Consider the following 25,221-nt stretch of genomic DNA (forward strand, 5'->3'; position numbering starts at 1 on the left):
CCTCTCCGCCCTGACTGATCATGGGACGGAGGTGAACCGATGACCGAAGTGCTTCTGCTCCTTCTGGCGCTCCTCCTCTCCCTCGCGTGCGGCGCGTTCGTCGCGGCCGAGTTCTCGCTGACCACGGTCGAGCGCGGTGAACTCGAAGCCGCCGCGGACCGCGGCGAGCGCGGGGCGGCCGGCGCTCTCAAGGCCGTGCGATCGCTGACGTTCCAGCTCTCCGGCGCCCAGCTGGGCATCACCGTGACCAACCTGGTGGTCGGCATGCTCGCCGAGCCCTCCGTCGCGAAGCTGATCCGGGGCCCGGCCGAGGCCGTCGGCCTGTCCCCCACGGTCGCCTCCTCCGTGGCCCTCGTCATCGGCACCGCCCTGTCGACCGTCGTCCTGATGGTCGTCGGCGAGCTGGTCCCCAAGAACTGGGCGATCTCCTCGCCGCTCGCCGTCGCGAAGGTGGTGGCCACGCCCCAGCGGGTGTTCACCGCTGGCTTCAAGCCGCTGATCAGCCACCTCAACAACACCGCCAACAGGATCCTGCGCCGCCTGGGCATGGAGCCGACCGAGGAGCTGGCGTCCGCGCGCTCCCCGCAGGAGCTCGTGGCACTCGCCCGGCACTCCGCGAAGGAGGGCGCCCTGGAGGCGGACACGGCCGAGCTCTTCGTCCGTACCCTCAACCTGTCCGAGCTGACCGCCGAGAACGTGATGACGCCCCGCGTCCAGGTCACCGCCCTCGACGTGCAGGCCACCGCCGAGGACGTCGCCAACGCGACCCGCGCGACCGGCCTCTCCCGCTTCCCCGTCTACCGGGGCAGCCTCGACGCGGTCGTCGGCATCGCCCACATCAAGGACGTGCTCGCCATACCGGCCCACGAGCGCCCGCGCCGCCGGATCGGCGAGATGCTGCGCGAACCGCTCCTCGTCCCCGAGACGCTCACCGTGGACCGGCTGCTGGACCGGCTGTCCGGGAAGCAGACGATGGCCGTCGTCATCGACGAGTACGGCGGCACCGCCGGGGTGGTCACCCTGGAGGACATCGTCGAGGAGGTCGTCGGCGAGGTCCGCGACGAGCACGACCCGCACGAGACGCCCGACCTGGCACGGGCCGGTGAGGACGCGGACGGCCGCGAGCTGTGGTCCGCCGACGGCGCGGCCCGTACGGACCAGGTGGGGGCCATCGGCCTCCGGGTGCCGGACGGTCCGTACGAGACGCTCGCGGGCGTCGTCGCGACGGAGCTGGGCCGCATCCCGGCCGTCGGCGACAGCGTCGAGCTGGGCGGCTGGCGGCTCGACGTCGTCGACGCCTCGGGCCGGCGCGCCGCGCGCGTGCTGCTGCACGCGCCCACGACGGGCGCCACCGCCGACGAGACCGGGGAGGCCGGCCGATGACCGCGATCCAGCTGCTGATCGGTCTGCTCACCCTGATCGTCAACGCCTTCTTCGTCGGCGCCGAGTTCGCCCTGATCTCGGTCCGCCGCAGCCAGATCGAACCGCTCGCGGAGGCCGGCGACCGCCGGGCCCGCAGTGTCATCTGGGGTCTTGAGCACGTCTCCGCGCTGCTGGCCGCGGCGCAGCTCGGCATCACGCTCTGCACCCTGGTGCTCGGCATCGTCGCCGAGCCGGCCATGGCGCACCTGCTCGAACCGCTCTTCGACGCGGTCGGCGTGCCGCACGGTCTGGTCCACCCGATCTCGTTCGTGATCGCGCTGAGCGTGGCCACGTATCTGCACATGCTGCTCGGCGAGATGGTGCCGAAGAACATCGCGCTGGCCGAGCCGACGCGTACGGCGCTGCTGCTCGGGCCGCCGCTCGTGGCGCTCGCGCGGACGCTGCGTCCGGTGATCTTCGCGATCAACGCCTTCGCCAACGCGCTGCTCAAGCTGCTGCGGGTGGAGGTCAGGAACGAGGTCTCGGCGACGTTCTCGGACGACGAGCTGGCCCGGATGGTCACCGACGCGGGTGACGCCGGCCTCCTGGACGACCGGGCGGCCGAGCGGCTGCACGACGCCCTGGTCCTCGGCAGGCGGCCCGTGCGGGATGTCGTGATGCCGGCGGAGAAGGTGGTGTACGCGCGGGTCGGCACCACTCCCGAGGAGCTGGAGGCGCTGTCCGCGCACACGGGCTTCTCGCGCTTCCCCGTGCTCGACGCGGAGCGCCGGATCCTCGGTTATCTGCACGTCAAGGACGCCCTGGACGCCTCCCCTCGCGATCTGCCGTTCCCGGTGAGCGCGCTGCGGCCGATCGCCCGGGTCCGGGCGGCCACGCCGCTGGACGATGTCCTGACCGCGATGCGCCGCAGCCGGACGCACCTGGCTGCCGTGCTCGACGAGGACGGCAAACCGGCCGGGCTCGTGTCGATGGAGGACGTCCTCCGGGAGCTGGTGGGCCGCCCGTCGGCGCCGTGACGCCCGTAGGAAAGGGGAGGGCCCCGGGTGTTCCCGGGGCCCTCCCGCGCGCCACGGCACCCGCGCATACCGCACGGTATGATCGCTCCGTCATGGAGATCAATGCCTCATACAACAGTTTCGTCGCCCTCGGCGACAGTTTCACCGAGGGCATGTCGGACCTGAGGCCCGACGGGTCCTACCGGGGCTGGGCGGATGTGCTCGCGGACCGCCTGGCCGCCCGCGCCCCCGGTTTCCGGTACGCCAACCTCGCCGTACGCGGCAAGCTCATCGGCCAGATCGTCGAGGAGCAGGTCGAGACGGCCGCCACGATGAAGGCGGACGTCGTGACGCTCGTCGGCGGGCTCAACGACACCCTGCGGCCCAAGGTCGACATGGGACGGGTCCGGGGGCTCCTCACCGAGGCCGTCGAACGGCTCGCCCCCTCCTGCGGGCAGCTGGTCCTGATGCGCAGCCCCGGCCGTAACGGCCCCGTGATGGAACGCTTCCGCCCCCGGATGGAGGAGCTCTTCACACACGTCGACGAGCTCGCCGCCCGGCACGGGGCCCTCGTCGTCGACCTGTACGGGGCCCCGTCTCTCGGTGACCCCCGGCTCTGGGACGTGGACCGGCTCCATCTGACGGCCGACGGGCACCGGCGGGTCACCGAGGCCGTGTGGCAGGCGCTCGGCCTGGCTCCCGAGGAGGACTGGCGCGCGCCGCTGCCCCCCACTCCCCCGCCCGGCTGGGCGAGCCGCCGGGTCGCGGACGCCCGCTTCGCCCGGGAGCACCTGGGCCCGTGGATCGGACGGCGCCTGACCGGCCGCTCGTCGGGCGACGGCCGCGCGCCCAAGCGCCCGGATCTGCTGCCGTACGAGGGGCCGGCGGGCCCGTAGGAGTCACGGGGCCCCGGCCCCACGTGGCCCTGCGCCCGCGCGGTCCGTCGCGCTCCCGACCGCGCGTGAGCTGCGTCTCGTAGCAAGCTCCAGTCCGGACCGTGGCGCTGGCCTGCAGAAACCGCCAGTAGAATCTGTCCCTGTGACTGCTGTGACTGCGAAGCCCCGCATCCCCAACGTTCTGGCCGGCCGCTACGCCTCCGCGGAGCTCGCCGTCCTCTGGTCCCCCGAGCAGAAAGTGAAGCTGGAGCGTCAGCTGTGGCTCGCCGTGCTGCGTGCGCAGAAGGACCTCGGGATCGAGGTTCCGGACGCCGCCCTCGCCGACTACGAGCGCGTGCTCGACCAGGTCGACCTCGGCTCCATCGCCGAGCGCGAGAAGGTCACCCGGCACGACGTGAAGGCCCGTATCGAGGAGTTCAACGCCCTCGCCGGCCACGAGCACGTCCACAAGGGCATGACCTCGCGCGACCTCACCGAGAACGTCGAGCAGCTGCAGATCCGGCTCTCCCTGGAGCTGATGCGGGACCGTACGGTCGCCGTCCTCGGCCGGCTCGGCAAGCTCTCCGCCGAGTACGCGGAGCTGGTCATGGCGGGCCGCTCGCACAATGTCGCCGCCCAGGCGACCACCCTCGGCAAGCGCTTCGCAACGGCGGCGGACGAGCTGCTCGTGGCGTACGGCCGCCTGGAGGAGCTCCTCGGCCGTTACCCGCTGCGCGGCATCAAGGGCCCCGTCGGCACCGCGCAGGACATGCTGGACCTGCTCGGCGGCGACGCCGGCAAGCTGGCCGAGCTCGAGCAGCGGATCGCCGGCCACCTCGGCTTCGCGCACGCGTTCACCTCGGTCGGCCAGGTCTACCCGCGCTCGCTCGACTACGACGTGGTCACCTCGCTCGTCCAGCTGGCCGCCGCCCCCTCGTCGATCGCCAAGACGATCCGCCTGATGGCGGGCCACGAGCTGGTCACCGAGGGCTTCAAGCCCGGCCAGGTCGGCTCCTCGGCGATGCCGCACAAGATGAACACCCGCTCCTGCGAGCGCGTCAACGGCCTCATGGTCATCCTGCGCGGCTACGCCTCGATGACCGGCGAGCTGGCCGGCGACCAGTGGAACGAGGGCGACGTGTCCTGCTCCGTGGTCCGCCGGGTCGCGCTGCCCGACGCCTTCTTCGCGCTCGACGGTCTCCTGGAGACCTTCCTCACCGTGCTCGACGAGTTCGGCGCCTTCCCGGCCGTCGTCGCCCGTGAGCTCGACCGCTACCTTCCCTTCCTGGCGACCACCAAGGTCCTCATGGGCGCCGTCCGCGCCGGGGTCGGCCGTGAGGTCGCCCACGAGGCCATCAAGGAGAACGCCGTGGCCTCCGCCCTCGCCATGCGCGAGCAGGGCACCGTGCAGAACGAGCTCCTCGACAAGCTGGCCGCCGACGAGCGCATTCCGCTGGACCGTGCGCAGCTCGACGAGCTGATGGCGGACAAGCTGTCCTTCACGGGCGCCGCCGCCGACCAGGTCGCGTCGGTGGTCTCCCGTATCGAGGAGATCCTCAAGCAGCACCCGGAGGCCGCCGCCTACACCCCCGGAGCGATCCTCTGACCGGAAAGCCCCGGTTCTCCGTGCGGGAGCTTGAGGCCGCCCGCGACCGCGTCGTTCCCGACGTGGTCGCGGGCGGCCTTTCCGTGCTCTTCTGCGGGATCAACCCGGGCCTCATGTCGGCGGCGACGGGCCACCACTTCGCCCGGCCCGGCAACCGGTTCTGGCCGGTGCTCCACCTGTCCGGCTTCACGCCGAGGCAGTTGCGGCCCGACGAGCAGGAGGAGCTCCTCTCGTACGGTCTCGGCATCACGAACGTGGTGGCGCGGGCGACCGCCCGGGCCGACGAACTGAGCCGCGAGGAGTACCGCGAGGGCGGGCGGCTCCTCGCCGAGAAGGTCGAGCGGCTCGCGCCGCGCTGGCTCGCGGTCGTCGGCGTCACCGCGTACCGCACGGCCTTCGCCGAGCCGAAGGCCGCGATCGGGCCTCAGGAACGCCTGATCGGATCCACCCGGGTCTGGGCGCTGCCCAACCCGAGCGGTCTGAACGCGCACTGGACGGCGGCGACGATGGCCGAGGAGTACGCCCGTCTCCGCGAGGCGGCCGGGACTCCGTAGCGGACACATCCGGAAACCCTTCAGGGACCTTCGGACGGGCGCCTTCCGGGGAGCTCTTCGGGGAGGTCGGCGTCGGTGATCACGACGAGGAGCTGGAAGGGCAGCTCCTTGTCCCACTGGGAGACGCCGAGGCCTATCCACCGCCCGTCGGCCCGCCACAGCCTCAGCTCCGGAGTGTGGCAGCTGAGCGTGGACCACGGCTCCGGTATCGCCTCGCCCTCCATGCTCCGCTCAAGGACCGGCCACAGGCTCAGCTCCTCCGGCAGGCCCCAGCGGGCGGTGAGCAGGACGGCGAGGCCGTCCCGCTCCGCCTCGTACTGCTCCTCGACCAGCACGCGGCGCGTGCCGTCGTCCTCCCAGAACTCCTCGCTCGTCGCGAGCTCCCCGATGTGGAAGCCCGGACCGCTGTCGACGGGTCCGGACCGCTCCGGTCTCCCGGGGAAGGCGCGGGAGCGGAGTAAGTCGATCGTCGCCAGGTGCCGTGCCGTGGTCATGGATCCAGTAAAGCGGCCCCCACTGACAGTTGGCGTTCCGTCAGGAGACGGGGTGCGGGCGGCGGAGGGGGCACCGCGGGGGCGGCACTCGCCGCGACCGGACCCATTGAGTACCATCCGCCGAAGAGGTGCACGAGCTGGGAGGACACACTGTGGGGCGGCTGACCGGCGGGGATCCGTCTCTGCTGCGGCGGATCAACTCCGCGGTGGTACTCCATGCGCTGCGGGGCGCCGAAGCGCCCACGCTCACGGATCTCACCCGGATCACGGGCCTCTCACGGCCCACGGTCGAAGGGGTCGTCGAGGGGCTGATGGAGGGCGGTCTCGTCGTCGAGGCGGCGCCCGAGGAGGGCGAGGCCCGGCGGCAGGGACGTCCGGCGCGGAGGTTCCGCTTCCGCGCGGAGGCCGGTCATCTGCTCGGCATCGAGATCGGCCCGCACCGCGTGGCCGCCCTGCTCTCCGGACTGGACGGGCGGATCATCGGCGCGGGAGCGCGCGAGGTGTCGGAGACCGCGCCCGAGGACGAGCGTCTCGACCGCGTGCGCACGGTCGTGGCCGACGTGCTGCGCAGGGCCGGGGTCGCCCGGTCCAATCTGCGGGCGGTCGGCGTCGGCACCCCCGGCATCGTGGAGGCCGACGGGACCGTCCGCCTCGGTACGGCCCTGCCCGGCTGGACGGGCCTCGCGCTCGGCGAGCGGCTGCGGCGTTCCTTCCGGTGCCCGGTGATCGTGGAGAACGACGCGAACGCGGCGGCCGTCGCCGAGCACTGGAAGGGGGCGGCGACCGACTCCGACGACATCGTCTTCGTCCTGGCGGGGCTGAGCCCGGGTGCCGGTTCGCTGATCGGCGGCCGGCTGCACCGTGGCTTCGGCGGCGCGGCCGGGGAGATCGGCGCGCTGCACCTGCTCGGCCGGGGCGTCACCCCCGAGCATCTCCTCTCGACCACGGACGAGCCGCTGCACCCGCTGGACGAACAGGCGGTCGCCGAGGTCTTCGCACTGGCCCGCAAGGGCGACGCGCGCGCGGAGGCGGCGGTCGAGCGGTTCATCCAGCGGCTTGTGCACGACGTGGCGGCCCTTGTCCTCGCGATCGACCCCGAGGTGGTGGTCGTCGGCGGCTGGGCGGCCGGCCTGGACGGCGTACTGCAGCCGCTCCGGGACGAGCTGGCCCGGTTCTGTCTGCGGCCGCCGCGGGTGGTGCTGTCCCTGCTCGGCGAGGCGGCGGTGGGCACGGGTGCGCTGCGGCTCGCCCTCGACCACGTGGAGGAGCAGCTGTTCGCGGTCGAGGGAACGGTGACGGCCCGCCGCTAGGGGGTGTGTTGATCACGAGTGTCGACAACGCTCGTGATCAACACACCCAGGCCCTGTCGTCGGACGCGTGCGTGGCGGCGCGGGGCAGGCGGGAGGGTGACGACAGGGCGTGTGGTGTTACGAGGCCATGACCAGGTCGACGGAGTCGCCGAAGGTCAGGCGGCAGGTGTCGGCCCGGTAGGTGGCTACGGAGACGGCGGCGGTACGCCCTCCGGAGAGGTAGCGGGTCGTCACCACGAGGACGGGCGCGCCCGGCAGCCGGTCGAGCTCCTTGGCGTCGTCGGCGCGGGCGGAACCCAGCTCCACGGAGCGGTCCTGACCGTCGAGCGCGAGGTCCTGGAGCGCCCGGAGCACAGCGCGGGCGCGGGCCGGGCCTGCGGACGCGTCGACGCCGCCGAGGCCCGGGACGGAGCCGGCGGCCACGTACAGCAGCTCGGCGGCGACCGGCTGGTCCTGGCTGACGCGGATCCGGCGGACGATGTGCACCCGCTCGTCGGCGCCGGTCTCCAGGACGCGCGCGACGGCGGCGGGGGCCACGCCGGAGGCGGAGTCCAGGGACTGCCAGGCGTCGTCGCCGACTCCCGGCCAGGTGTGCTGGGTGGTGGAGACGTCGACGCCGACGCGGGGCGGTGCGACGGTGGTGCCGACGCCACGGCGGCGCTGGAGCCGGCCTTCCAGCTCCAGCTGCTCCAGGGCCTGACGGAGCGTGGCACGGGCGACGCCGAAGCGTGCCGCGAGCTCCCGCTCGTTGGGGAGGATCTCCCCGACCGCGAAGTCCGAGTCGAGCGCTTCGCCGATCACTGTCTTGAGGTGCTGGTACTTCGGTTCCGGCACCGATGCCAGCTGCGTGGTCCCCACCCTGATCCTCCGCAATTCGCCGTGTCCCGCGGCGTTTTTCCGCGCCCTTGTTTATTAAAGGTTCCTGCACTAACTCTGCGACCATAAGGCGAGCCACCCCCTTGGTCAAGACCAATCCTCTGCCGAACGCCCCCGAATGTGACCCTCTGGCCTGGATCGTTCACAGGACGTTCGCGCCCGCGTGCGCCCCGCGCAGCGAAGACCCCGCCTCCGGGGTGGGAGGCGGGGTCGGTTCCGGTCGCTCGGCGTTGATCCGGAGGCTTCCGGGGCCGTGCCGGGGGTCAGACCGCGTCGGAGACGGCGAAGCCCCGGAGCTTGTCGGGGTTGCGGATGATGTAGACGCACTGGATGCGCCCGTCGCGCACCTCGATCTGGAGCAGGGTGTCGGGCCGCCCCTCGGCGAGGACGAGGAGGGCAGGAGCGCCGTTGACCTCGATGACCCGCGTCTCGTACAGGGCGTCGGCTCCCCGGGATGTGGCGGCGAGGAAGCGTCCGACCTTGTCGGCGCTCTCGATGATCCGCAGCGGAGCCTTGGACTTGCCTCCGCTGTCGCCGACGAGGCGCACGTCGGGGGCGAGCAGGGCGAGGAGCCCACCGAGGTCGCCGCCCGACGCGGCGGAGAGGAAGCGTTCGGTGAGGTCACGGCGCTCGGCCGGGTCGACGTCGTAGCGCGGCTTGCCCTCGTCGACGTGGCGCCTGGCGCGCCCGGCGAGCTGGCGCACGGCCGCCTCGGAGCGGTCGAGGGCGGTGGCGATGTCCCCGTACGGGAAGCCGAAGGCCTCGCGCAGCACGAAGACGGCCCGCTCCAGCGGGGAGAGGGATTCGAGGACGACGAGCACGGCGAGGGACACGGAGTCGGCGAGCAGGGCGCGCTCGGCGGTGTCGGGGGCGGACGGGCCGAAGTCGGTGACGACGGGCTCGGGCAGCCAGGGGCCGACGTAGGCCTCGCGGCGAGCCTGGGCCTGGCGGAGCCGGTCGATGGCGAGGCGTGTGGTGATCCGTACCAGGAAGGCGCGGGGTTCACGGACGGCGGCCCGGTCCTCGGCGGTCCAGCGCAGCCAGGCCTCCTGGACGACGTCCTCGGCATCGGCGGCGCGGCCGAGCATCCGGTACGCGACGCCGAGGAGCATCGGACGGTGCTCCTCGAAGAGTTCGGTCAGGGTGTCGGTCGGAATGTCGGTGGGCACCCGTCCATCCCAGCCCACCGCGGTCACCCTGTCCAGTTTCGGACGGGGTCTTGAACTCCGGGCTACTCATGGGTAATTCTCGCTGACGGGACGTCTGACAAGCTTCAGGACGGGAGTCCGCATGCCCGCACGGCTCATGCTCACGATCGAGACCCCGGCAGGACCGCGCACGGCGTCCCTCACCTACGAGCGCCGGGGCGCGGGCGAACCGCTGCTGCTCCTCCACGGCATCGGACACCACTGGCAGGCCTGGGAGCCCGTCCTGGACATCCTGGCGGCCGAACGGGACGTGATCGCCGTCGACCTGCCCGGTTTCGGCTCCTCCGACGCGCTGCCCGACGGCTGCCCCTACGACCTGCCCGGCGTCGTCCGCGTGCTCGACGCCTTCTGCGCGGCCCTCGGTGCCGAACAGCCGCACGTGGCGGGGAACTCGCTCGGCGGGCTGCTCGCCCTGGAGCTGGGCCGGGCGGAGCGGGTGCGCTCGGTCACCGCGCTCTCCCCCGCCGGGTTCTGGTCGGAGGGCGAGCGGCGGTACGCCTTCGTGACGCTCCGGGCGATGCGCGGCGCGGCCCGTTCTATGCCCGTCCCGCTGATCGAACGCCTCTCCCGTACCGCCGCCGGACGCACCGCGCTCGCCAGCAGCATCTACGCGCGCCCCGGGCGCCGTTCACCCGAGGCGGTCTACGCGGAGACGCTCGCGCTGCGCGGGGCCGCCGGCTTCCGGCAGACTCTGGAGGCCGGCGGGTCCGTACGCTTCCGCGACGACGTCCCCGGAGTGCCCGTCACCGTCGCCTGGGGCAGCCGTGACCGGCTGCTCCTTCCCCGCCAGGGCGTCCGCGCCAAGCAGACCCTGCCCGGCGCGCGGCTCGTCCGGCTGCCGGGCTGCGGTCATGTGCCCATGAGCGACGACCCGGCTCTCGTCGCGCGCGTCATCCTGGACGGCAGCCGCTGAGGCCCCCCGGGTCCTCCGGGTGAACAGGCCGGTGCCCACGGCGGCGCCGGCCCCCACGAGCAGACCGCCGGCCGCCTGCGGAAGGCCGAAGGCGGCGCCGGCGACCAGCGCGGCGCTCAACGCGGCGGCGACGGGGATCGCGCCGGTGAAGAGGGTGGCCCGCTCCATGCCGACCCGCTGGACGCCCATGTAGAAGAGGACGAAGCCGACCACCGTGGCGAGGACCGCCTGCCAGACGAGGGCGCCCGCCTCCACCGCCGTCGGCATGCGTACGAACGCGGCCCCGTCCACCACGAGACCCACGAGCGCCGCCTCCGCCGCGCCGACCCCGCAGACGGCGGCCGTGAGCAGCTTCGGCCCGAGCAGCCGGAGCACCGGCACGGCGAGCACCGTGAACCCCACCTCGCCCGCGAGCGCGGCCACGGACCAGCCGATCCCGGCCAGGTCCGTCCTCCCCCAGCCCTGCACGGTGAAGGCCCCGGCGGCGACGAGCAGCGCCCCGTACAGCACGGCGGGGGCGGGCCTGCGGCCCTCGATCAGCGGGACGAGGACGGCGACGACGACGGGGGCGCAGCCGACCAGGACGCCGGGCACGGCCGGCTCGGCCGACCGCTCGGCGGCCAGTACCGCCATGTTGAATCCGACCATGCCGACCCCCGCGAGGGCGGCGAGCCGCAGCCAGTGACGGGGGGTCAGGGCCCGCAGCGGGGCGAGCCCGCCGCGGCCGAGGAGCGGGAGCAGCAGCAGACAGGCGGCCCCGTACCGCAGCGCCTGACCGCCCGCGTAGGGATACGCGCCGAGCAGGCTGTTCGCGGTGAAGGAGGCGCCGACGAGGGCGTAGGCGAGGGTCACCAGGAGGACCCCGCGCAGGGCGTTCGCGTTCATGGCTCCGACAGTAGGAAGCCGCGCGGCCCCGGTTGAGGTCCACTTCTGTCACGCCATCGGGGACCACTTCGGGCTGCGCGGCAGGGCCAGGGCCGGCAGACCTCGCTCCCCCACCGAGGTCCCCGGCCGCTCGTGTCCTCCGGCCTCGGGGCTTCCGTGAACTCCGTGACAGCCGAGACGCGTTCGACGATCCTCTCGAAGGTGTGCGCATCCAGGTCGGACGAGAGGGCCGAACGATCACCGCCGGCCGATGCGATCAGTTCCGTCACCGCGACTCTCGCGGACGAAGGAGTCCGTCCATGATCACCCCGGGATACACAGAAGTGCAGTACGGCGCGGTCACCGTGCTCGTCGGCGCCGAGCGGGGCGCCTACCCGTATGCCAACTCGGTGCTCGTACGAGGCACCGCCGAGACGCTGGTCATCGACCCGTCGCTGTCGCTCGTCGGTTCGGCCCCGCCCGCGGACATCGCTCTGGTGAGCCACGCGCACGAGGATCACATCGCGGGGCTCGGGTGCTACGAGGTACCCGTCCACATCCACGAGAGGGATCTCGCCGCGCTGCGCTCCCGCGCGGTCATGGCCGCCGGCTACGGCCTCCCGCCGGACGCGACCGCGCAGACGGAGGCGATGCTGCGCGACCGGTTCCACATACAGGACCGCCCCGACGCGACGGCGTTCACCGACGGCACGGTGTTCGACCTGGGCGGCCGGACCGTGACCGTCGTCCACCTCCCCGGCCACACCGCCGGCCACAGCGGCTTCCTGATCGAACCGGACGGCTTCCTGTACGTGGCGGACATCGACCTGACGTCGTTCGGGCCGTTCTACGGAGACGTCGGCAGCAGCCTGCTGGAATTCGAGGCGTCGATGCGGCGTTGCCGGGAGATCGGTGCCCGCTGGTACGGGACGGCCCATCAGAAGGGCGTGATCGAGGGCGCCGCGGAGTTCGCCGGACGGCTCGACGACTTCGCAGGGGTGGTGGAGCGGCGGGACGCGGCCCTCCTGGCGTACCTCGACGAGCCGCGGACGGTCGAGGAGATCGCCGAGCGCCGGCTGGTCTACCGGCCGCACGTCGATGGCGCCCATGTGAAGCCGGTCGAGCGACGGACCGCGGTGCGGCACCTGGACCGGCTGACCGGCGCGGGGCTGGTCGCGGAGGTCGGGGGAGGACGGTTCCGCGCCACGTAGCACCCAGTTGTCGCGGCGCCACCGGCCGGTTCAGGACGTCGGCCGATGGCCGGCCGTCGGTCTGCTGCTGCTGTTGCTGGGAGAGTGACCATCCGGCCCCGGCCGCGGACGAGTACGGGATGCCGAGAGGGATGATCGACGGGACTGCCGCGGCCGGCGCGGCGGAGGGGGACGGTCGGTATGAGGGCGTGCGACGGCGGCGGGGAGGGTCACACGGCATGAGCAGCCATGGACAGGCGGCATGGGAGCTGCTCCTGCCGGCCGTCGGCGCCCCGGCGCGGCGGCGGGGGCGGGCCCTTCAGGAGGCGCTGCGCGAGGCCGTGCGCTCGGGGCGGCTCATTGCGGGGACCCGGCTGCCGTCGACGCGTGAACTCGCGGCCGACCTGGGCGTCTCCCGGGGCCTGGTCACCGAGGCGTACGAACAGCTCACCGCCGAGGGGTATCTGCGCAGCGACCGGGGGGCGGGCACCTGGGTGGGTGAGGCGGCCAGGGCCCGGCGGGCGGACCGCTCCCGGACGGCGGACGCTCGTCACGGCCCCGGGCCCGACTGCGGCACGCCGGTGCGCGGCGCCCACGGCCCGGGTCCCGAGACCTCCCGCGTCCGGGTGGACTTCCGCCCCGGCACCCCTGATCTGTCGCTCTTCCCGAGGGCCGCGTGGGCGGCGGCCCAGCGTGCCGTGCTCACGCGGCTGCCCCATCCGGCGCTCGGGTACCCGGACCCGCGCGGGGTGCCCGAACTGCGGGAGGCGCTGGCGGGGATGCTGACGAGGCGCCGGGGCGTGGTGGCCGATGAGGAGCGGCTCGTGGTCTGCTCGGGCGTGGCACAGGCGTCGACGCTGCTCGGCTTCGTCCTGCGGGCACGGGGGCTCGACGCGGTCGGCATCGAGGATCCCGGCAGTCCTGAGCACGGGAGGCTGTTCGCCTCGACCGGTCTGGACACGGTGTGGCTGCCCCTGGACGAGGAAGGGCTGCGGACAGGGCCGCTCGCCGCCTCGGACGTGCGGGCCGTGGTCGTGACGCCCTCGCACCAGTTCCCGTCCGGGATCAGCTGGTCGGCCGAGCGCCGGGCCGACCTCCTCGACTGGGCGCGGACGGTGGACGGCTACGTCCTGGAGGACGACTACGACGGTGATTTCCGGTACGACAGGGCGCCCGTCGGCGCACTTCAGGGACTCGATCCGGAGCGGGTCGTCTACGCGGGCTCGGTCAGCAAGTCATTGGCGCCCGGCCTGCGGCTCGGCTGGATGCTCGTTCCCGAGGCGCTGCTCGGCGAGGTCGTCGAGCGCAAGCGGACGATGGACCTCGGCAACCCCGTACTCGACCAGGCGGTGCTCGCGGAGTTCGTGACGCGGGGCGGTTACGACCGGCAGCTGCGCCGCTGTCAGCGGGCCTACCGGGAGCGCCGGGACGCCCTGCTCGCCGCCCTCGCGGAGCACCTGCCCGGCACCCGGGTGAGCGGCATCGCGGCCGGACTGCACGTCATCGCGCGCGTACCGGGGGATTACGGCCCGCCGGAACGGTTCCTGGCGCGGGCGGCGGAGGCGGGTGTGGCGCTGCGGCGCCTGGAGGAGTACGGCACCGCGCGGCCCGCCGACGGGGACGTACGGCTCGTCATCGGGTACGCGCACCTGGCGCCGTCGGCCGTGACGGCGGGGATACGGCTGGTGGCGGAGGCCGTCGGCCGGGGGTGAGGGTTCCTGCGGGATCAGGCCGGGGTGTTCCTTCGGGGTCAAGCTGCGGTGTTCCGGGATCAGGCCGGGGGTTCCTGGGGACATGCGGCCGGCGGGGACACGCGCGCGGGGTCGGCCGTCCCTGTGACCGGCGGGGGCGTCCTGTCGGCAGGACGCTCGCCGGGCCCGATGATCTGTTCACGCGGGGTTCGTATGGGCGCCGTCCCCGGCCGTTAGGCATGGGGTGACGCCCCCCGCCGCCTGGACACCACCTCGGAGGCCCTTCCATGTCCCAGCCCGTACCCGGCCCCTCCCCCGCCCGCCGCAGCGTGCTGCGCGGTTCGCTGGCCGCATCGGCGGCGCTCGCCGTCGGCGGCGCCGGTCTCGCCGCGCCCGCGTTCGCGCTGTCCGGCCGGCCCCGCGCCGCGTGGGGTGTCCAGACGGGCGACGTGACGAGCTCCTCCGGGCTCGTGTGGGTCCGGTCGGACCGTCCGGCACGGATGCTCGTCGAGACCTCGGCGAGCGAGTCGTTCCGGCGGGTGCGCCGCCACCACGGGCCGCTGATCGGCTCGGGCTCGGACTTCACCGGCACCACCGCCCTGCGCGGCCTGCCGGCGGGCGAGCAGATCCACTACCGGGTCACCCTCGCCGACCCGGACGATCCGCGCCGCACGGGCGAGCCGGTCGTCGGCACCTTCCGTACGGCCCCGGACCGGCGCCGCGACGGGGTCCGTTTCCTGTGGTCGGGGGACGTCGCGGGGCAGGGCTGGGGCATCAACCCGGACATCGGCGGCTTCCGGGCGTACGAGGAGATGCGCCGCCTCGACCCGGACTTCTTCCTGTGCAGCGGCGACTCGGTCTACGCGGACGGGGTGATCCAGCCGAGCGTGACGCTGCCGGACGGACGGATCTGGCGGAACGTCACGACGCCGGAGAAGTCGAAGGTCGCGGAGACGCTCGACGAGTACCGGGGCAACTTCCGCTACAACCTGCTGGACCACAACGTCCGCGCGTTCAACGCGCAGGTGCCGTCGGTGGTGCAGTGGGACGACCACGAGGTGCGCAACAACTGGTACCCGGGCCAGATCCTGGACGACGCGCGCTACACGGAGAAGGACGTGGACGTCCTGGCCGCGCGTGCCCTGCGCGCCTTCGGCGAGTACACGCCGGTCTCCACGCTCCACGCGCGCGCGGGGCGGGAGCACCGGATGCACCGGGTGGTGCGGTACGGGCCGCTGCTCGACGTGTTCGTGCTCGACATGCGCTCGTACCGGAACGCCAACTCCCCCGGCCGCCAGGCCGACGACACCACCGGCATCCTCGGCGCCGCGCAACTGGCCTGGCTCAAGCGGGAGCTCACCGCCTCCACCGCCGTGTGGAAGGTGCTCGCGGCGGACATGCCGCTCGGCCTTGTCGTACCGGACGGCGCGACGAACTTCGAGGCGATCGCGCAGGGCGACCCGGGCGCGCCGCTGGGCCGTGAGCTCCAGATCGCGGAGCTGCTGCGCTTCGTCAAGCACCGCCGGATCACGGGCACGGTGTGGCTGACGGCGGACGTGCACTACACCTCGGCGCAGCACTACGCGCCGGAACGGGCGGCGTTCAAGGACTTCGCGCCGTTCTGGGAGTTCGTGTCCGGGCCGCTGGCGGCGGGCGGGTTCCCGGCGAACGCCCTCGACGCGACCTTCGGTCCCGAGCGGGTGTTCGTCCGGGCGCCGGAGCGGGCCAACCTGTCGCCGATGGAGAGCCCGCAGTACTTCGGAGAGGTCGACATCGACGGCGACAGCGGGGAACTGACGGTGCGGCTCCGCGCCGAGGGCGGGACGGTGCTGTTCAGCAAGGTGCTGCGGCCGGGCCGGGTCGGGCAGTAGGACCGGGTCGGGCGCGGGGCGCGGAGGCCCTGTCCCGGTGACTGTCAGTGCCGGGACCTACCGTCGTATCCATGACGCGATCCGTACAGGCGCTCGCCTACGCCCGCCCGTCCGCGCTGGAGTCCACGGGCTCCGGCCGGCTGCTCGGGCTGGAGACGGCGGGGGGTCTCACTCCCCGGGGGGCCGAGGCCCATCCCCGCTTCTTCTCCGGCTTCCTGGCTGCTTCGCAGGCCGCCGCCCGTGGGCTGCTCGCGGTCGCCGACGTGGCCGCCGCCCGGTACCACCAGCGGATACGGACCGGGTCGCTGGATCCGGTGGTGACGGGGAACGGGGACCGGCTGCGGTTCGAGTCCTTCTCCGGCTGCGGCGGGGTGTACGCGCGCCTGGACGTGCTCGACGAATGCCTGGGCGGTGCGGAGACGGGGCACGGCACCACCCATGTCGACGTCAACGATCCGCTGCGGCAGGCGCTGTCGCGGATGACGGGGGACGATCCTCTGCATCTGCGGGTGGGCCCGGAGGAGATGGCGGTGACCACGCTCGCCGGGGCGGTCGTGGAGAAGAAGGTCCCGCTGCCGGACCGCTGGCTGCGGGGCTTCGCCGAGGCTCAGGTCGCCTCTGCCCGGTTCGATCAGCGGGCCGGACTGAGCGGGGCGGAGGCCGTCCGCTTCCTCCGGTCCCTGCCCCGCGGCCAGGCCCGGGGACGCGGCTCGCTGTGGATCGCGCAGTCCGGCCGGACCCTGCGTCCGACGACCCGGCCCGGCGCCGGCGCGGTGTGTCTGCCGGGACCTGACCGGCTGACCGCCCTGGAGCGGGTGTTGCGGCACGCGACGGGCCTGCGGGTGTACGGGCCGGTGCCGGACGGCGCTCTGGCCACGGCGAGCGCCTGGGAGGTGACCCTGCCGGGCATGCGGCTCACGCTGACGCTGTCGCCTGACCCGGCGCGGGGCTTCTCCGGCGAAGGCGGGGTCCTGGAGGCCCTCGCGACGGAGGAGGCCGCGCAGGACGCCGAGCTGGTCGCGGTGCTTCTGGCCTGGGAGCCCAGGATCGACCTGGCGGATCTCGCGGCGCAGGCCGGGATCACGGTCGACCGGGTGCGCGCGGCGCTGACCCGGCTCGGCACGGCGGGCCGGGTGGGGTACGACGTGGCGGACGCGGCCTACTTCCACCGGGAGCTGCCGTACGACACCGACCGGGCCGAGCGGCACAACCCGCGCCTGGTGAACGCGCGCCGGCTGCTCGCGGACGGAGCGGTGGAACTCGACGGGGACCTGGCGACGGTCGCCTCGGAGGAACGGCGTTACCGGGTGCGGGAGTCGGACGGGGTGCTCAGTTGCACCTGCCCGTGGTGGGCGGACCACCGGGGCCGTCGGGGCCCGTGCAAGCACGCGCTCGCGGTACGGATGGCCCGGCGGGGCGCGGGACTCGCCGGTCCGGCGGCGGGAGCGGTCCGTTGAGGGGGCCCGAGGCGGAGTCACGGAAGACGGGGAACGGGGCAGGGGCGCGCGGCATGGATCACGCAGCGGGTACGAACAGAACCGAGGGGAGCGCGAAGGCCGTGGGCATCGAGAAGGCCGTGGGAACCAGGAAGGCCATGGGGACCGGGAAAGCCGTGGAGACCGGGAAGGCCGAGGAGACCGGAAAGGCCGAGGAGACCGCGAAGGCCGGGGAGACGGGCAAGGCCGAGGAGACCGGGAAGGCCGAGGGCATCGAGAAGCTGATGGAGGCCGTGCGCGCGGGGCGCGCCGAGGGGGTGCCCGCGCTGCTCGAACCGATGGGCGCCGCGGAGCGGAAGGCCGCCCTGCCCCGGCTGAAGGCGCTGCGCACCGAGGTGCGGAGCTGGGAGGCCGAGCGCCCGCGAGAGGCGGCCGATGTCCGGCGCGCGCTGTACGTCGCGGGGGCCGGCTGTCACCCGGGGGCGTCGGCGGCGGCGACCTGGCTCGGCGGCCGTGACCTGCTCGTCCGGTCCGCCGCGGACAGCGACCTGGTGCTGCGGGTGACCGCCGACCGCGGTCCGGAGTGGCTGGCCGATCTCGCGGACCGGCTCGCCGCGCGGCCGGCCGTGGCGGAGGCCGGCTACGGGCTGATCCGCGGTCTGGTGGAGCGGTCCGGCTGCCCGGTGCCGGCGTCCGACGGCTACGTCCGCGCCTGGGCACGTGAGATCACCCCCGGCAGCCGCTGGTTGCGGAGGGCCGACGCTCCCCTGCTCCTCGACCGGCTGCGGGAGGATCCGCAGACGCCGGTCCTGGCGGTCCACGCCCTGACGATGGCGGAGGCCCCGCAGCAGATGACCTGGGCAGGCGGTGACGACGCGCGGAGGCACTGGCCCACGGCGGTCGCGGCGCTCGTCGCGGAGGGCCTGCTCGACCGGGCCCAGGTCGTGGACGCCGCCGTCTCCCGGCTGCTGCGGGGCGGTCGCCTCCATGTTCTGCGGTTCCCGCTGGACGTGCTGCGGCTGGTCGAGCCGACCGCGGCCGAGTTCCGGGAGCGGGTGCCGGACCTGATAGGGATCGTGGCGGACGCTCCGTCGCCGGTCGCGGGGTACGCGCAGGAGGTTCTGGCCGGGCAGGCGGCCGACGGGGCGCTGTCCACGGACGCGCTGGCCGAGATGACGGGCGCGGCGCTGTTCAGGACCGAGAAGAAGCTGGTGCAGGCACAACTGGTCCTGGTCGGCGGGGTGCTGGCGCGGGAGCCGGGCGCGGCGGGCGCGCTGCTGCCCGCGGTGGCGGAGCTCTTCGGGCACGAGGACACCGGCCTCCAGGAGCGGGCGCTGAAGCTGGTGGGCCGGCATCTGTCCGCCGTGGACGCGTCCGTGCGGGCGGAACTGGCCGATGGGGCCGGTCTGCTGAGCCCTTCCCTCCGGCCGGGTGCCGCGGCGCTGTTCGGGGAGGTCCTGGCGGACGAGAGCCGGCTGCCGTACGAGGAGATCCTGCCGCCGGTGCCGGCCCCCCGGTCCGTGGAGCCTCCGGCGTCGACGGTCGAGGCGCTGGTGGAGGAACTCCTCTCGAAGGGGGTCTCCGACGATCCGGTGCGGTTCGAGCGGGCCTTCGACGGCCTGGTGCGGCACGCGCACCGGGACCGGGACGGGCTGACGCGAGCGGTACGGGAGGCGTTCACCGTCGCGGACTGGGAGCGGCCCCACCACTTCACGCACCACTCCCACGGACTGCACGCGGTGCTCGCGGGGCTGCTCGGAGTGGTGGACCGCTCGTGGATCGACGCCCGCCTGACGCGGGGGCAGGAGACGCCGGACTGCCTCCACCAGGCGCTCACGGAGATCAGGGACACCCGGCTGTGGGAGGCCGCCGCGCTGATCGGCACGGACGCTCTGCCCTTCCTCCTCGCCGCGCCGACCGTGGAGACCGGCGGCATCGACCCGTCGGTGCTCGTGGAGCGGCTGCGCGTCTGCCGGGACGCGGGCGTCGAGCCCGCTCCCGCGGATCTGGCGCAGGCCCTGCTGCGGGTCCTGCGGAGCGGTGCCCCGGCCGGGCGGGCGGCCGGGGAGGCGGCGGCGCTGGGGTCTCCGGCCGGGCGGCGGCTCGCCGCGTGGCTGCGGGCGGACGAGCCGACGGCGGTGACGGTGCGGTTCCTGCGGCGGGAGGAGGACCGGACGCTGCTGCGCCGGTCGGTGTCGGACCGTCTGGTGGTCGACATCGCGGACCGTGCCGTGCCGCGCGAGGAGTTCCCGCCCGCCTTCCGGTGGCTGGGCGGCACGCTGGAGGCGGCGCCCCGCCGCTGCTACCACTGGATCGAGGGCGCGGAGCACTGGGCCTCGGTCCTGCCGGCCGACCGCGAGGTGCTCGCGGCCTGCGTGCTGCCTTCGCTCGCGCGGGCCGTCGACGGCGCACGGGAGCCGGCCGAGCCGCTGACCGGGATGGCGGAGGCCGAGGGCCGGGTCGGCCGGGCCGTCGCCCTCGCCGTGGCGCTCGGTCTGGGCGGCGGGGACGCGGACGACCGGCTGCGGGCGGTGGACGCGCTGCTGGTGCTCGCGGCCCGGGGCGATCTGGACGCGCGCCGGGTGGGCGAGGAGCTCGGGTGGCTGGTGGCCGAGGGCTCGGTCAAGCCGAACCGGCTGGCGGACGCGGCTCGGACGGCGGCGGTCACCGGGGCGTACGGCACGGTCTGGGCGGTCCTGGCGGCGGCGCTGCCGGAGCCGCTGGCCGTGGCGAAGCCGGTCCGGGGGCTGGGCGAACTGCTCGCGGTGGCGGCCGACTGCGTGGAGCGGTGCGGGGCCCGCGGCGTGCCGCCGGGGCTCGACGAGCTGGTGGCGCGGGGCGGTTCCACACAGCTCGCCACACAGGCGAAGCGCCTGCTGAGCGCACTCCGCCAGGGGATCGATCGGAGTCTGACAGAAACGGTCTGAATCCTTATTTAAGCCGCCAGATGGGCGCTTAACCCGTCAGTCACAAAGCGTTCGTGATCACGCAACACCACTGGGTCACAGTGAGGTCATGACCGATGTGACGTCTTCGAAGAGCGCCCGCCGTCCCCACCACTGGCGGCACGACCTGATCGAGCTCGCCGCACTGTTCACCGCCGTGGTGGTGGCCGACACGATCGCCAAGACCATCGCCAAGGGGCCCGACGGCCACTACCTGCTGGTCTTCTCGGCGATCGCGCTGGTCGCCACCGCCGCCTTCCACACCTGGTGGGCACGGAGGCACAGTCATGCGAGCCATGCCCCGCCCGCCGGTCACCCCGGCGGGCACCCCCTCGCGACCCGCCCGGCCGAGGCCACCACGGCGGGAAGCCCGGAGGAGCGGGAGGAGTCCGGAGTGCCCGTCGAGACCACGCTGTGGCGGATGCGGACCACCGTCGCGGACACCCCGGGCAGCCTCGCCGCCCTGTGCACGGTCCTCGCCCGCCTGGGCGTGGACATCCTCACCCTCCAGACGCATCCGCTCGCCGACGGAACGGTCGACGAGTTCCTGCTGCGCGCTCCCGCCGACCTCTCCGCCCAGGCCCTCGCCCGCGAGACGGCGGCGGCCGGCGGCCGTGACACCTGGACCGAGCGGGCCGACGCCCACGACCTGGTGGACACCCCCACCCGGGTCCTCGGCCTGGCCACCCGTACCGCGCTCGACGCGGCCGAACTGCCGCTCGCGCTGCGCCAGCTGCTCGGCCGCTGCACCCTCCACTCGGTGCCGGCCGTCTCGCTCACGGGCCGTCCCACCGGCGAACAGGCCCCGGTCGAAGGCGTCCTGGAGGAGACGGCGATGCGGCTGCGCGACCCCAACGGCGGCACGCTCATCGTGGAGCGGCCCTATCTCCCCTTCACCCCGACCGAGTTCGCGCGGGCGCGCGCCCTCGTGGAGCTCGACGCGCGGCTCGGTCCGCGCGTCCCGCACAGCCAGGACGTGCTGACCCTGCCCGAGGGGAACGAGATCACCGTCCGCCGGGCCGACCAGCGGGACCTGGTGGCCGCGCGCGCCATGCACGACCGCTGCTCGGCCCGGACGCTCGGCCTGCGCTACCACGGCCCCGTCGGGGACGCCGACCGCTACCTCGACCATCTGCTCAGCCCCCGCTTCGGGCGCACCCTCGCCGTGCAGACGGCCTCCGGCCGTCTCGTCGCCCTCGGGCATCTGCTCTGGGACGGCGACGAGACGGAGGTGGCGCTGATGGTGGAGGACGACTGGCAGCGGCGCGGCATCGGCTCCGAACTCCTCGGCCGCCTCGTGGCGATGGCCGAGGAGGCCGGCTGCGCGAGCGTGTACGCCGTGACCCAGTCGTCCAACACCGGCATGGTGGCCGCGATGCGGGCGCTGAACCTGCCCCTCGACTACCAGATCGAGGAGGGCACCCTGGTGATCACCGCGCGGCTGGCCTCGGCACCGCGGCCGGCCGGCCGGCAGCGGGAACAGGAGCAGCGGCAGTGACGGGCGGAGCGCTGAGGGCCTGGGTCAGATCCCGCCACAGGTCCTCGACGTCCTCCAGACCCACCGACATCCTCAGGAGCCGGTCGCTGACGCCTGCCGAGCGCCGGTCGCCCTCGGCGACGATCCGGTGGCTGATGGAAGCCGGGTGCTGGATGAGGGTGTCGACGCTGCCGAGACTGACGGCCGGGGTGATGAGGCGGACGCCGGCGATGACGTCGTGCGGGTCGCCGTACACCTCGAAGGCGATCATCGCGCCGCCGATCCGCGGGTAGTGGACCCGGGCGATCCGGGGGTCGGTGGCCAGCCGTCGTACGAGCTCCGCCGCCGTCGCGGACGCCGCCCGCACCCGTACCGGCAGGGTGGAGAGACCGCGCAGCAGCAGATAGCCGGCGAGGGGGTGGAGCACCCCTCCGGTGGCGAAGCGGACCTGGCGGAGGGTACGGGCGAACTCCTCGTCGCAGGCGACGATGCCGCCCATGACGTCGCCGTGTCCGCCGAGGTACTTGGTCGCGCTGTGCAGCACGATGCGGGCGCCCTGCTCGACGGGCCGCTGCAGCACGGGCGTGGCGAAGGTGTTGTCGACCAGGAGCGGCACGGAGCCGCAGGAGTGGGCGAGGGCGCGGATGTCCGCCTCGGCGAGGGTCGGGTTGGCGGGCGACTCCACCATGACCAGGCCGGTGTCGGGCCGGATCGCCTCCGCGACGCCCGCCGGGTCGGTCCAGGTGACCTCGGTGCCGAGCAGGCCGGCGTCCAGGAGGTGGTCGCTGCAGCCGTACAGCGGACGGACCGCGACGACGTGGCGCAGGCCCTGGGCCGCCCGGGCGAGGAGGACCGCGGTGAGGGCCGCCATGCCGCTGGCGAAGGCGACCGCCGCCTCGGCGCCCTCGAGGCGGGCGAGGGCCTCCTCGAAGCGGGCGACGGTGGGGTTGTCGAGCCGGGCGTAGACGGGCGGCCCGTCGAGCCGGGCACCGGTGGTGGCGAACTCGTCGATCCGCGCGGCCTCGGCCCGTGCGTCGTACGAGGGGTAGGTGGTGGACAGATCGAGCGGCGGGGCGTGCAGACCGAGCGAGGCGAGGTCTTCGCGGCCGGCGTGCACGGCTTCGGTGGCGAGGGCCCTCGGGGTGACCGAGGAGCCGTAGTCCATGGCGTCCATGGCGGCACTGTGAACGGATACCGGGAAGTAGGGGGGAGACTCCGTGTTACGTTCGGCCCATGGCCGATTCTGTCGTACTGGACGCGGTCGATCTGCACATTCTTCGCCTCCTGCAGAACGACGCCCGGACCACCTATCGTGAGCTCGCCGCCGAGGTCGGGGTGGCACCGTCCACCTGCCTCGACCGGGTGGCGCGGCTGCGCCGCACAGGCGTCATCCTCGGACACCAGCTACGACTGGATCCGGCCAAACTCGGCCGTGGGCTCGAAGCGCTTCTCCTCGTCCAGGTCCGACCGCACCGGCGGGAACTGATCGGTCCGTTCGTCGACCGGATCCGGGCCCTGCCGGAGTCCCGTGCGCTCTTCCATCTGACGGGACCCGACGACTACCTCGTGCACGTGGCCGTCGCGGACCCGTCCGACCTGCAACGACTCGTGCTAGACGAGTTCACCTCGCGCCGTGAGGTGGCCCGCGTCGAGACCCGGCTGATCTTCCAGCAGTGGGAGTGCGGCCCGCTTCTGCCGCCCTCGACGGGCCCTTCCTTGTCAGCCGACTGAGGCCCGACGAGGGTGACGCGGGCCCGCCGGAGAGGCCAGGATGACCCCCATGCCAGAGACTTCCAGCAGCCCGCTGCCCCGCCAGGTCGCCGACGACCACGTCGACGCACTCATCGCCCTCGACCCGATCACCGGTACGTACCTGGGAGTCAAGGAGAGCGCCGGACTGCTGCCCGACTTCTCGCCCGCCGGCCAGCGGGCCGTGGCCGACCTCGCCCGCCGTACGCTCGCCCGGCTCGACGAGGCGGAGCGCGCCCCGGGCGCGGACAGCGAGGCCGAGCGGCGGTGCGCCCGGCTGCTCCGGGAGCGGCTGACGGCGGAGATCGCCATGCACGAGGCCGAGGAGGGGCTGCGTACGGTCAGCAACATGCGCTCGCCCGCGCACAGCGTCCGCATCGTCTTCACCGTGATGCCGACGGAGACCGAGGACGACTGGACGGCGGTCGCCGCCCGGCTGCGCGCGGTCCCGGCGGCCCTTGAGGGGTACCGTTCCTCGCTCGCCCTCGGTCTGGAGCGCGGGCTGCGCGGCGGGCCGCGTCCCACCGCCACCTTCGTGGACCAGCTCACCGAGTGGGCCGGCGCGGAGAGCGGGGAGCCCGGCTGGTTCGAGGAGTTCGCCACGGCGGGGCCCGGCACCCTGCCCGAGGAGCTGCGCGCCGAGCTCACGAAGGCCGGCCGGGACGCCTCCGCGGCCGTGGCGGCGCTGCGGGACTGGATGCGGGACGTGTACGCCCCCGCCGTCGCGGACGCCCCCGACACCGTGGGCCGCGAGCGCTACCAGCGCTGGACCCGCTTCTTCAACGGCACCGACCTCGACCTCGACCAGGCGTACGCGTACGGCTGGAGCGAGTATCACCGGCTGCTCGGCGAGATGCGGACAGAGGCCGAGAAGATCCTGCCCGGCGCGGGCCCCTGGGAGGCGCTCGCCCACCTCGACGAGCACGGCACGCACATCGAGGGGGTGGAGGAGGTCCGGGTCTGGCTCCAGGGGCTCATGGACGAGGCCATGGAGGCCCTCGACGGCACCCACTTCGAACTGGCCGACCGGGTACGCCGGGTGGAGTCCCGCATCGCGCCGCCGGGCGGCGCCGCCGCGCCGTACTACACCGGCCCGTCCGAGGACTTCTCACGTCCCGGCCGCACCTGGCTGCCGGTGGACGGCACGACCCGCTTCCCGGTGTACGACCTGGTGTCGACCTGGTACCACGAGGGCGTTCCCGGCCATCACCTCCAGATCGCGCAGTGGGTGCACGTCGCCGACCGGCTCTCCCGCTACCAGGCGACCATCGGCAAGGTCAGCGCCAACTCGGAGGGCTGGGCGCTCTACGCGGAGCGGCTGATGGACGAGCTCGGCTTCCTGCCCGACGCGGAGCGGCGGCTCGGCTACCTCGACGGGCAGATGATGCGCGCGTGCCGGGTCATCGTGGACATCGGCATGCACCTGGGCCTGGAGATCCCGAAGGACTCGCTCTTCCGCCCGGGCGAGCGGTGGACCCCGGAGCTCGCCCAGGAGTTCTTCCAGCGGCACAGCAGCCGTCCGCCGTCCTTCGTCGAGAGCGAGATGACGCGCTACCTCTCGATGCCGGGCCAGGCCATCGGCTACAAGCTGGGCGAGCGGGCCTGGCTGCTCGGCCGCGCCAACGCGCGGGCGGCGCACGGCGACGCCTTCGACGCGAAGGCCTGGCACATGGCGGCGCTCTCGCAGGGTCCGCTGGGCCTCGACGACCTGGTCGAGGAACTCTCGCGCCTCTGAACCGTGAGCGGCGGATTTCCCCGGCCGATCACTTGATCGACCGGGGAAT

The 25,221-nt window shown here is 73.7% G+C and carries 19 protein-coding genes and 1 pseudogene; 15 read left to right on the top strand and 5 right to left on the bottom strand.

Features of this window, described 5'->3' with window-relative positions:
* Positions 1-39: 39 nt before the first annotated feature.
* From ACFVYX_RS20130 to mug, 5 genes are all read left to right on the top strand, one after another.
* Positions 40-1,383: a hemolysin family protein gene (locus ACFVYX_RS20130; protein WP_389682742.1), complete on the top strand. Its 1,344-nt coding sequence runs from the start codon at positions 40-42 to the stop codon at positions 1,381-1,383.
* Positions 1,380-2,399 carry a hemolysin family protein gene (locus tag ACFVYX_RS20135; RefSeq protein ID WP_389682743.1) on the top strand — a complete coding sequence of 340 codons (1,020 nt, stop codon included), beginning with the start codon at positions 1,380-1,382 and terminating at the stop codon, positions 2,397-2,399. The genes ACFVYX_RS20130 and ACFVYX_RS20135 overlap by 4 nt, the downstream gene beginning before the upstream one ends.
* A 92-nt stretch (positions 2,400-2,491) precedes the next feature.
* Positions 2,492-3,274 (top strand): SGNH/GDSL hydrolase family protein, encoded by a 783-nt coding sequence (locus ACFVYX_RS20140; RefSeq protein WP_389682744.1) that lies wholly within the window; start codon positions 2,492-2,494, stop codon positions 3,272-3,274.
* Between the two features lie 142 nt (positions 3,275-3,416).
* On the top strand, positions 3,417-4,859 hold the full coding sequence (purB, locus tag ACFVYX_RS20145; RefSeq protein WP_389682745.1) for an adenylosuccinate lyase: 1,443 nt from the start codon (positions 3,417-3,419) through the stop codon (positions 4,857-4,859).
* 20 nt (positions 4,860-4,879) lie between these two features.
* Positions 4,880-5,413, top strand: a complete 534-nt coding sequence (mug, locus tag ACFVYX_RS20150; protein ID WP_389682746.1) for a G/U mismatch-specific DNA glycosylase — start codon at positions 4,880-4,882, stop codon at positions 5,411-5,413.
* Positions 5,414-5,433: 20 nt separating this feature from the next.
* Here the strand turns inward: mug and ACFVYX_RS20155 are convergent, their stop codons facing one another.
* Positions 5,434-5,907 carry a hypothetical protein gene (locus ACFVYX_RS20155; RefSeq protein WP_389682747.1) on the bottom strand — a complete coding sequence of 158 codons (474 nt, stop codon included), beginning with the start codon at positions 5,905-5,907 and terminating at the stop codon, positions 5,434-5,436.
* 152 nt (positions 5,908-6,059) lie between these two features.
* Between ACFVYX_RS20155 and ACFVYX_RS20160 the strand changes: the two genes are divergently transcribed.
* A complete protein-coding gene (locus ACFVYX_RS20160) occupies positions 6,060-7,217 on the top strand; it encodes an ROK family transcriptional regulator (protein ID WP_389682748.1) in 1,158 nt (385 codons plus the stop codon).
* Positions 7,218-7,334: 117 nt separating this feature from the next.
* On the opposite strand, the gene ACFVYX_RS20165 is transcribed toward ACFVYX_RS20160, so the two are convergent.
* Positions 7,335-8,075, bottom strand: coding sequence for a GntR family transcriptional regulator (locus tag ACFVYX_RS20165; protein ID WP_389682749.1), 741 nt, complete (start codon positions 8,073-8,075; stop codon positions 7,335-7,337).
* 281 nt (positions 8,076-8,356) lie between these two features.
* On the bottom strand, positions 8,357-9,250 hold the full coding sequence (locus tag ACFVYX_RS20170) for an RNA polymerase sigma-70 factor (RefSeq protein ID WP_389682860.1): 894 nt from the start codon (positions 9,248-9,250) through the stop codon (positions 8,357-8,359).
* 133 nt (positions 9,251-9,383) lie between these two features.
* On the opposite strand from ACFVYX_RS20170, the gene ACFVYX_RS20175 reads away from it, so the two are divergent.
* On the top strand, positions 9,384-10,214 hold the full coding sequence (locus ACFVYX_RS20175; RefSeq protein ID WP_389682750.1) for an alpha/beta fold hydrolase: 831 nt from the start codon (positions 9,384-9,386) through the stop codon (positions 10,212-10,214).
* 48 nt (positions 10,215-10,262) lie between these two features.
* On the opposite strand, the pseudogene ACFVYX_RS20180 reads toward ACFVYX_RS20175, so the two are convergent.
* A pseudogene (locus tag ACFVYX_RS20180) lies at positions 10,263-11,099 on the bottom strand (EamA family transporter); the annotation flags it as partial.
* 299 nt (positions 11,100-11,398) lie between these two features.
* Between ACFVYX_RS20180 and ACFVYX_RS20185 the strand changes: the two are divergent.
* From ACFVYX_RS20185 to ACFVYX_RS20210, 6 genes are all read left to right on the top strand, one after another.
* Complete coding sequence (locus ACFVYX_RS20185) at positions 11,399-12,289, top strand: MBL fold metallo-hydrolase (protein ID WP_389682751.1); 891 nt, start codon at positions 11,399-11,401, stop codon at positions 12,287-12,289.
* 218 nt (positions 12,290-12,507) lie between these two features.
* A complete protein-coding gene (locus tag ACFVYX_RS20190) occupies positions 12,508-13,980 on the top strand; it encodes a PLP-dependent aminotransferase family protein (RefSeq protein ID WP_389682752.1) in 1,473 nt (490 codons plus the stop codon).
* Between the two features lie 266 nt (positions 13,981-14,246).
* Positions 14,247-15,830 carry an alkaline phosphatase D family protein gene (locus tag ACFVYX_RS20195; protein ID WP_389682753.1) on the top strand — a complete coding sequence of 528 codons (1,584 nt, stop codon included), beginning with the start codon at positions 14,247-14,249 and terminating at the stop codon, positions 15,828-15,830.
* A gap of 71 nt (positions 15,831-15,901) precedes the next feature.
* Entirely contained in the window at positions 15,902-17,287 is a 1,386-nt protein-coding gene (locus ACFVYX_RS20200) for an SWIM zinc finger family protein (RefSeq protein WP_389682754.1), read from the top strand.
* Positions 17,288-17,340: 53 nt separating this feature from the next.
* Positions 17,341-20,193, top strand: a complete 2,853-nt coding sequence (locus ACFVYX_RS20205) for a DUF6493 family protein (protein WP_389682755.1) — start codon at positions 17,341-17,343, stop codon at positions 20,191-20,193.
* Positions 20,194-20,281: 88 nt separating this feature from the next.
* On the top strand, positions 20,282-21,709 hold the full coding sequence (locus ACFVYX_RS20210; protein ID WP_389682756.1) for a GNAT family N-acetyltransferase: 1,428 nt from the start codon (positions 20,282-20,284) through the stop codon (positions 21,707-21,709).
* Here the strand turns inward: ACFVYX_RS20210 and ACFVYX_RS20215 are convergent.
* Positions 21,642-22,862, bottom strand: coding sequence for a trans-sulfuration enzyme family protein (locus ACFVYX_RS20215; protein ID WP_389682757.1), 1,221 nt, complete (start codon positions 22,860-22,862; stop codon positions 21,642-21,644). The two genes, ACFVYX_RS20210 and ACFVYX_RS20215, sit on opposite strands and share 68 nt — an antisense overlap.
* A gap of 59 nt (positions 22,863-22,921) precedes the next feature.
* Between ACFVYX_RS20215 and ACFVYX_RS20220 the strand changes: the two genes are divergently transcribed.
* Positions 22,922-23,419: an Lrp/AsnC family transcriptional regulator gene (locus ACFVYX_RS20220; protein WP_384114980.1), complete on the top strand. Its 498-nt coding sequence runs from the start codon at positions 22,922-22,924 to the stop codon at positions 23,417-23,419.
* A 49-nt stretch (positions 23,420-23,468) separates the two neighbouring features.
* Positions 23,469-25,172 carry a DUF885 domain-containing protein gene (locus ACFVYX_RS20225; protein ID WP_389682758.1) on the top strand — a complete coding sequence of 568 codons (1,704 nt, stop codon included), beginning with the start codon at positions 23,469-23,471 and terminating at the stop codon, positions 25,170-25,172.
* The last annotated feature ends 49 nt before the right edge of the window (positions 25,173-25,221 follow it).

Source organism: Streptomyces sp. NPDC058326, assembly GCF_042879855.1.
Classification (GTDB): Bacteria; Actinomycetota; Actinomycetes; order Streptomycetales; family Streptomycetaceae; genus Streptomyces.